Source organism: Dietzia sp. IBK-p2-15D (assembly GCF_057773105.1).
This window is the reverse complement of record NZ_JBYMTK010000021.1, coordinates 1-4,235: the sequence shown is the minus strand read 5'-3', so window position 1 is coordinate 4,235 and position 4,235 is coordinate 1. Positions and strand designations below refer to the sequence as shown.

The following is a 4,235-nucleotide window of genomic DNA, read 5'->3' as shown; positions in this document are numbered from 1 at the left end:
CCCTCGAGTACGCCGCGGCCGGCTGGCCGGTGTTCCCCCTACAGCCCCGATCCAAGGCGCCGCTCGCAGGATCTCGCGGCAAAGACGACGCCACGGTCGACCCCGCCCGCATCCGGCGCATGTTCGCCGGCCGCACCGACTACAACGTCGGGTTGCGCCCGGTGCCCGGTGTCATCGTCATCGACGTCGACCCCCGCCACGGGGGCACTCTCGACGCGCTGGGGCCGCTGACTGACACCTGGGCCGCACGCACCGGTGGCGGTGGCTGGCACCTGGTGTACCGCTACCAAGGCCCCACGGTGGGCAAGGTTCGCGGCGCTGACGGGATCGACGTAAAGACCGATTCCGGGTACATCGTCGCCGCCCCGAGCGTTCACCCCGACGGTGGCCGATACGAGTGGATCAACGACCACCCCGTCACCCCGCTACCGGCTCACCTGCATGCGCGGGTACGCCGAGACCCACCCCGACCCCGCAGGGGCAAGGCAGGCACGGTGCCCGGTGGACTCATCGCCACGGTTGCCGAGGCCACCCCCGGCAACCGCAACAACATGCTGTTCTGGGCCGCCTGCCGGGCCGCCGAGGAAAACGCCCCCGATGCCGTGTGGGACGACCTACGCGCATCGGCGTTGCTGGCCGGACTCGACGACCGGGAGATCGACCGCACCATCGCATCCGCGCTGGGCAGGACGGGGGCCGGCGCATGATCCCCAACGCACCCGCCACCACCGACACCCAACCCCTCGACGATGCCCACATGGCCCAGAGGATCGCCGACGACGCCCTCGCCGGCCGCTACCTGTGGGCCGCTGGTCTGGGCTGGCAAAAATATGATGGGCGGCGGTGGGAGCGTGCATCCGATGCTTCCGTCGGCGAGACCGTGCGTAAAGCGGTGATCGACTTCCACGCGGGCGAGGCGCACGCCGGCGCCGACGTAGACCGCCTACGCAAAATCTCGTCACTGTTCTCCGCGAACCGGATACGCGCCATCGTCACGTTGGCCCGCGGGATATGCGAGGTCGACGCCGACCAGTTCGACCAACACCCCGACCTGCTCAACGTCGGAAACGGGGTCGTGGACCTGCGCACCGGAGAGCTGGGGCCGCATGATCCCGGCCTACTGTTCACCCGCGTCACCCCGATCAAGTACCGACACGATGCCCGGCACCCCGACTGGGACACCGCCCTCGAGGCACTACCCGCCGAGGATGCCGCGTGGATGCACCAGCGGATCGGGCAGGCCGCCACCGGGCATCCCACCCCCGACGACGTGCTGCCGGTCTTGCAGGGCGGCGGGGCGAACGGCAAGTCGACCTATCTCGCGTCGATCATGCGGGCACTTGGCGACTACGCCGTCGCCGTACCCGAGCGCGTCCTGTTGGCTGATCCCCGCGACCACCCCACGGAACTCATGCAGCTGCGAGGCGCACGCCTGGCCGTGATCGAGGAAACCCCCGAGGCGCGGCACCTGTCCGTGAAGAGGCTCAAGGACACGTTGGGGACCGATCCGATGTCCGCTCGCTACATCGCCAAGGACACCGTGAGCTGGCACCCCACGCACTCGCTGGTGCTCGCATCGAACTACGTCCCGAGGATCGACGAGGTTGATCACGGTACGTGGCGGCGCCTGGCCCTGGTCCGGTTCCAGATCACCTACAGGGCGCCCGGTAAACCGCTTCTGGGGTCCTGGGACCGGCACGGGGACCCAACCCTTCGGGACCGACTCAAGAGCGGGCGAGAGGGGCAACTAGAGGCCATTCTGGGCTGGATCGTCGCCGGTGCTCGCCGCTGGTACGAGGCGGGGCAGATCCTCCCGCCGGCACCGGACCGGATCGCCGCCGACACCCGCCGGTGGCGCACCGACTCCGACCTCATCCTCGGATTCCTCGACGACCACCTCGTCATCGACCGGGACCACCACGTCCTATCCAAAGACCTGTTCGGCACCTTCACCGAATGGCTCACCGCCCGCGGGCACAAATCGTGGTCCGACCAGACGTTCGCCGCCCGGTTCGGTCACCACGACGAGATCGCCCAATCGGGCATCGAGTACCGGCGCACCTACTCATCCGAGACTGGACTATCCCGCCCACCGGGCGACCTCGGATCGACCACGCCGGCGCGCTACCGGGCGTGGCACGGGGTGAGATTCCGCTCGAGCACCGACGACGCCCAAGAGCAAGAAAAGGCCGCCAAAACCGCAGGTGGGACAAGGGGGACAGGGTACCCCGGCGATTCTCACGAGAGTCAGAGTGTTTCAACCTCCGAACCACCCCGTCCCCCTCGTCCCGAAGGCGCCCGCCCCGCGTGCTCGGAGTGCGGAAATCCGATCTATCGCGGCGGCGCAACCATCTGCGCGGCCTGCTCGAGCGACGGACCGGAGACGTTGTGAACCCACTAACCAAGATGCTCGCCGACATTGTCGACTACCGCCTCGAGGGCGCCGCCTGTACGGGAGAGCACGACCTGTTCGATCCGAAGGGCGAGAAGGAACCCGCAGACCTCTACGCCTTGCGCAACGAGTACGCCAAAGCGATCTGCGGTGTCTGCCCGGTCCTCGAGCGGTGCCACGAAACCGCCATGAACATGCGGGCATCCGACCGCACCGGCACCTGGGCCGGAATGACGTTCGACCACCGCGGCCGACGGGTCCGCATCCACCAGAAGGGAACCGCCCAGTGAACGACTACAAGCTCAGGCTCATTGCCATGTACCGGGCACCGGTCCGCAACGGGGACACCTGGCCGACCCACAAGGCCCGCGACCGACGCCGCCGCCGACGCAAGGGGAAGAAATGATGACCGGCCACATCACCCGCGTGAGGATCGCCCCCCGGTTCGCCGACCTCAACGTCGAACCCACCAGCAAGGGCGCCCGCCTGTCCGTCGGCAACGTGCATGTCCACCTGTCACCGAGGGACGCCCGCCGGCTCGCCGACGCCCTCGTCGACACCGTCGAGAAGGGAACCGAATGACCGACGAGCACGACATCAACGACTTGCGCCGGCTCATCGCCGACCGGGCCGACCGCCGAACCCGGCCACCGGCCACCGACCGGGTCGACCTCTCAACCGGCTGGGAACTCGCCGGGCACACCGAGGTGACCGTCACCGAACTCGACGCCAACGGCGTCACCACCACCACCGAAACCCTCGCCGTTAGCCCGCTGCTACTCGGCATCGAACCCCCAGAAGGGAACCACCATGAGTGAGACCACCGACCCCACCCTCGAGGCCCCCGACACTGTCCTCGAGGACCAGGCGCCCGACGTGGACCAGCACGACGACGAGCCCGGCAACCGCAACCGCGAGGCCGCAAAATTCAGGCACAGGGCGAAGGAAGCTGAGGCGGCACGCGACCAAGCGACCGCCCGCGCCGACGAGCTCGCCGCCCACGTCACCGACCTACGGCGGGCACTCGTCGAAAGCGAGGTCTCACGGTTCGGCATCAAGTCGGATGCGTTCTGGGCCGCGGAACCGGACCTCGACACCCTCGTCGACGACACCGGCCGGCTCGACCTCGACGCCGTCACCGAGGCTGTCCGCGCCACCCGCGACCGGTTCGGCATCAAACCGCAGGGATACAGGCGGGGCGGGCGAGCATCCGGCGCCACCGCAACCGGGGACACCGTCACAGCCTCATGGTCCGACGTGATCCGCCCCGGCAGAGGGTAGAATCAACGGTGACGGCCCACCACCCAGCGGGCAGCGCGGGCCGTCACCGCAGCCCCAGGAGGGCAACCAAGGGACCGGCAGGACCGGACCAGGGAAACCCATTCACGCACTCCTGGAAGGCACAGCCTCATGGCTCTTTACACCAGCACTTCCGACGTCGGCGGCATCCTGCCCGAGCAGTACGGGCCGCTCATCGTCGAACCCGTCACCCGCGCCGCGCTCGCGTTCAACCCCACCGTCGCCGCCACCGTCCGCACCACCGGAACCAACTTTCACGTCCCGGTCGTCACCGAGGACGCCGGCGCCGCGTGGGTCTCCGAGGGCGCCGAGATCACCCCGGACGATCCCAGCATCGACGAGATCATCGTCACCCCGGCCAAGGTCGCCGGCCTGACCATCCTGTCGCGTGAGCTTGCCGAGGACTCGAGCCCCGCCGCCGCCCAGATCGTTGGCGAGGGACTGGCCCGCAGCATGGCCCGCAAGGTTGACGATGCGTTCTTCGGCAGCCTCGCCAGCCCCGCCCCCGCCGGACTCGGCAGCCTCACCGCAACCGCCACCGCGA

Annotated in this window: 7 protein-coding genes; all 7 read left to right on the top strand. The window is 68.9% G+C overall.

Annotated elements, in window-relative coordinates; translation table 11 throughout:
- On the top strand, positions 1-707 hold a 707-nt coding region (locus AC3DEV_RS16655; protein WP_488372809.1), incomplete at its 5' end, for a bifunctional DNA primase/polymerase.
- The gene (locus AC3DEV_RS16650) at positions 704-2,392 is read left to right on the top strand and encodes a DNA primase family protein (protein ID WP_488372807.1); all 1,689 of its coding nucleotides are present in this window, start codon (positions 704-706) and stop codon (positions 2,390-2,392) included. The genes AC3DEV_RS16655 and AC3DEV_RS16650, both read left to right, overlap by 4 nt.
- A 14-nt stretch (positions 2,393-2,406) precedes the next feature.
- The gene (locus tag AC3DEV_RS16645) at positions 2,407-2,682 is read left to right on the top strand and encodes a WhiB family transcriptional regulator (RefSeq protein WP_488372806.1); all 276 of its coding nucleotides are present in this window, start codon (positions 2,407-2,409) and stop codon (positions 2,680-2,682) included.
- A 112-nt stretch (positions 2,683-2,794) separates the two neighbouring features.
- The gene (locus tag AC3DEV_RS16640) at positions 2,795-2,974 is read left to right on the top strand and encodes a hypothetical protein (RefSeq protein WP_206474658.1); all 180 of its coding nucleotides are present in this window, start codon (positions 2,795-2,797) and stop codon (positions 2,972-2,974) included.
- Entirely contained in the window at positions 2,971-3,210 is a 240-nt protein-coding gene (locus tag AC3DEV_RS16635) for a hypothetical protein (protein ID WP_488372805.1), read from the top strand. Before AC3DEV_RS16640 ends, AC3DEV_RS16635 begins: the two co-directional genes overlap by 4 nt.
- Positions 3,203-3,673: a hypothetical protein gene (locus AC3DEV_RS16630; protein WP_488372804.1), complete on the top strand. Its 471-nt coding sequence runs from the start codon at positions 3,203-3,205 to the stop codon at positions 3,671-3,673. Before AC3DEV_RS16635 ends, AC3DEV_RS16630 begins: the two co-directional genes overlap by 8 nt.
- A gap of 129 nt (positions 3,674-3,802) precedes the next feature.
- Positions 3,803-4,235, top strand: a 433-nt coding sequence (locus AC3DEV_RS16625; RefSeq protein WP_488372803.1) for a phage major capsid protein, incomplete at its 3' end; no start/stop codon positions are given.

Coding starts and splice junctions, on each gene's coding strand:
- AC3DEV_RS16635 (WP_488372805.1), top strand. CDS start 2,971: ATGACCGACGAGCACGACATCAACGACTTGCGCCGGCTCATCGCCGAC.
- AC3DEV_RS16645 (WP_488372806.1), top strand. CDS start 2,407: ATGCTCGCCGACATTGTCGACTACCGCCTCGAGGGCGCCGCCTGTACG.
- AC3DEV_RS16650 (WP_488372807.1), top strand. CDS start 704: ATGATCCCCAACGCACCCGCCACCACCGACACCCAACCCCTCGACGAT.
- AC3DEV_RS16630 (WP_488372804.1), top strand. CDS start 3,203: ATGAGTGAGACCACCGACCCCACCCTCGAGGCCCCCGACACTGTCCTC.
- AC3DEV_RS16640 (WP_206474658.1), top strand. CDS start 2,795: ATGATGACCGGCCACATCACCCGCGTGAGGATCGCCCCCCGGTTCGCC.